The organism is Ligilactobacillus murinus DSM 20452 = NBRC 14221 (assembly GCF_001591685.1).
Classification (GTDB): Bacteria; Bacillota; Bacilli; order Lactobacillales; family Lactobacillaceae; genus Ligilactobacillus; species Ligilactobacillus murinus.
Map to the genome: position 1 here is coordinate 1 of NZ_BCVJ01000093.1, position 2947 is coordinate 2947.

The 2947-nt window shown below is 39.3% G+C and carries 4 protein-coding genes and 1 pseudogene; 1 reads left to right on the top strand and 4 read right to left on the bottom strand.

What is annotated here, in order from left to right; translation table 11 throughout:
• Positions 1-2 precede the first annotated feature (2 nt).
• Complete coding sequence (locus LMU01S_RS09795) at positions 3-254, bottom strand: hypothetical protein (protein WP_056958885.1); 252 nt, start codon at positions 252-254, stop codon at positions 3-5.
• 319 nt (positions 255-573) lie between these two features.
• Between LMU01S_RS09795 and LMU01S_RS09800 the strand changes: the two genes are divergently transcribed.
• Positions 574-753: a hypothetical protein gene (locus LMU01S_RS09800; RefSeq protein WP_056958884.1), complete on the top strand. Its 180-nt coding sequence runs from the start codon at positions 574-576 to the stop codon at positions 751-753.
• A 45-nt stretch (positions 754-798) separates the two neighbouring features.
• Here LMU01S_RS09800 and trxB read toward each other — a convergent pair.
• The 3 genes and pseudogenes from trxB to LMU01S_RS09815 all read right to left on the bottom strand — a co-directional run bounded on the left by trxB (position 799) and on the right by LMU01S_RS09815 (position 2777).
• Positions 799-1717 (bottom strand): annotated as a pseudogene (gene trxB, locus LMU01S_RS09805) (thioredoxin-disulfide reductase).
• Between the two features lie 18 nt (positions 1718-1735).
• Positions 1736-2050, bottom strand: a complete 315-nt coding sequence (gene trxA / locus LMU01S_RS09810; protein WP_056958882.1) for a thioredoxin — start codon at positions 2048-2050, stop codon at positions 1736-1738.
• Positions 2051-2141: 91 nt separating this feature from the next.
• Positions 2142-2777: an ArsR/SmtB family transcription factor gene (locus LMU01S_RS09815; RefSeq protein ID WP_056958881.1), complete on the bottom strand. Its 636-nt coding sequence runs from the start codon at positions 2775-2777 to the stop codon at positions 2142-2144.
• Between the last annotated feature and the right edge of the window lie 170 nt (positions 2778-2947).

Sequence of the window (2947 nt, forward strand, 5' to 3'; positions counted from 1 at the left end):
TTTTACATTTTATATAGCACCCCTGAACCGACTAAGTTAGTCAGATCATATTTGAGGATCTTGCTTAATAACCAGCTGATCGCTACTAAAAATAGAGCATAAACGAGTACATAGCTCAAATGTTTCTCAAGATATGGATACCACCAAAATAATAATTGCAATGTATGATCGATGATCCACCGAAAACAACTGACGCTCCCACCGGTGAGCAGACCAACGATCGCTCCTTGAAAGAGCAGCTTCAAATAGTTCATGGAAAATGGCCGCTCCAATACATCCTTGGCTCTAGCTACCAAATCATCACATCCCTTCAGATAAAACACTTCATCTATCATAACATTCTTATCGCAGTTTATCACATGTTTAATCTTTTATTAAATCCCCCGAATGCTTGACTTAGCGTACCTAACTTTACTATGTCGTCTCAAATGAATACCTTTTCTAAATTAAAAACTAGAACAATATTTTTTTATTTTATAATCTTTGTAGACTGCACCCGTTCAATATGCGATAATTCTCTACGTTGTGCTATTTTACAATAGCATTAGGTAAGATAAAGGGGATCTTTTAATTATGAAACATTGTGCCCTATATCTGGGCTATTTGATCGCGTTACTTGCACTCCTATTACTACTTTGGTGTGCACATTATTCGTATACGCATACAGGAACACACCATTTCGTTGAAATCGGATTAGAAGATGATGCTTTTGACGATCCATACGATAGCAATTTTTCAGTCGAGTATAATTGATTCAAAAATAAAAGGGCTACTGGTACGCCAGTAGCCCTTTTATTGCTATTTATGACTTTCGATATAGTTGAAAGCTTCTTGACCGGCGATACCACCATCGCCAACTGCAGTCGTGATCTGACGCAATGTCTTTTGCCGAACATCCCCGATCGCATAGATCCCAGGAATGTTAGTCTCCATCTTATCATTTGTCACGATCCAACCCTTGTCATCTGTGATCCCTAGGTCTTGGAACGGAGCTGTCATTGGGATCGAACCAACATAGATAAAGACACCATCTGCTGGAATGGTCGTAGTTTCACCCGTCTTGACATTTTTAGCCTTGACCCCCGTCACTTTTTGCTCGTCACCTTGGATCTCTTCAACTACAGTATCCCAAGTAAATTTGATCTTGTCATTTTTAAAAGCTCGTTCTTGTAAGATCTTTTGCGCACGTAAGCTATCACGCCGATGGACAACATTCACGCTTGAAGTAAGGTTAGCCAAATACATTCCTTCTTCGACCGCCGAATCACCACCACCGATCACGACAACATCACGATCTTTATAAAAGGCGCCATCGCAGACAGCACAATATGATACACCGCGACCACCGTATTGTTCTTCGCCAGGCACACCTAACTTGCGACTTTCTGAACCAGTAGCAATGATCACCACAGGAGCTTCTAATTCGCCACTATCTGTCTTAACGAGCTTCGTCTTTTCATCGAGTACTTCGATCTTTTCAACATTACCGTAGACAAATTCAGCCCCGAAATTAGTTGCGCTTTGATACATTTCTTCAGAAAGATCTGGTCCCATGATCGTTTTAAACCCCGGGTAATTTTCGATCTCGGCCGTGTTATTCATATTACCACCATAAACACCACGATCAAGCATCGCTACTTTTAAATTTGCGCGTGATGCATACGGTCATGCCGCCTGGTCCTGCACCGATCACGATCACATCATACTTATCTGCCATCTGCGTATCCTCCATTAATTAAGCTAAATGCTTTTCTAAAGCTTGTTTCAATTGGTCTTTCATATGGACACCAACTAATTGGTCCACAACTTGACCATCTTTTTTGATCAATAAAGTTGGGATCGACATGATACCAAAACTTTGAGCTGTCTTAGGGTTAGCATCAACATCTAACTTACCGATCGTTACCTTGTCGCCCATCTCATCTGCTAATTGTTCGATGATCGGAGCCTGCATCCGACATGGACCACACCACGTTGCCCAAAAGTCGATCAAGACGACCCCTTTATTTGTTTCTGTTTCAAAATTTTCATCTGTAAATACTTTAACCATTTTTATTACCTCACGATCATAAAACTATTCAACTACTTAATTGAATAACTAAACTATATCATGCTTTTTTATTTAGCGCAACTATTTTAACTTACTTTTTTTCAGTTATCCAATCATAATAGCTATAATTCAAGCTATATGCTTCATATCCCTTAGCATGCAAAAGTCCTGTTGCTAGATCAGCATAGGTGCAAAGCTTTCCGCGACAATAAACGATGATCTCACGGTCTTGGGGTAAAAAGCTCAAATGCTCCTCTAACTGTTCAAATGGAATATTCAATGCGCCTTCGATGTGACCTGCTTGATACTCATCGGTGGGACGAACATCTAAAAAAAGAGCGTGATCTTGTTGTTTAGCCTGTTTTAACGTGATCGTCAAGCTCCCTGTTTTTTTAGCCAGATCAGCTTGCATCTTTTCTAAGCGCACCACACCAACTTGTTTTAAGCTACTTGCTAACTCTGCTACTTGAGACGAAGCAAGCGAGTAGACCACAAAATTACCTTGTTTTCGGCGCTTGACTAGCCCAGCTTTAAATAAAATTTGCAAATGGCGCGATGTGTTGGCGATCGTCATCTGCGTTTCTGTAGCCAGCTTTTCGACCGTCTTTTCACATTGGATCAATAATTCTAAGAGTTCTAACCGGCGTGCACTCGAAAGACATTTGCCGATCTTAGCCAGTTCAGTATACAGTTTATTTCTGTATTCTTTAGCTTCACTTGTTTCCATCAACTCACCTCCAACTATTCAATAATATTATTGAATAGTTTAAACAATTTGAGCAATATCGTCAAGAATTATCCCAAAAAATAATTTCATTTAATTTTAAAAATATCCACTTATTCTCATTTATTGTTTAATATATATAAAATTATAAAAGTTAAAGCGCCTACTATTTA

Coding starts and splice junctions, on each gene's coding strand:
- trxA (WP_056958882.1), bottom strand. CDS start 2,050: ATGGTTAAAGTATTTACAGATGAAAATTTTGAAACAGAAACAAATAAA.
- LMU01S_RS09815 (WP_056958881.1), bottom strand. CDS start 2,777: ATGGAAACAAGTGAAGCTAAAGAATACAGAAATAAACTGTATACTGAA.
- LMU01S_RS09795 (WP_056958885.1), bottom strand. CDS start 254: ATGAACTATTTGAAGCTGCTCTTTCAAGGAGCGATCGTTGGTCTGCTC.
- LMU01S_RS09800 (WP_056958884.1), top strand. CDS start 574: ATGAAACATTGTGCCCTATATCTGGGCTATTTGATCGCGTTACTTGCA.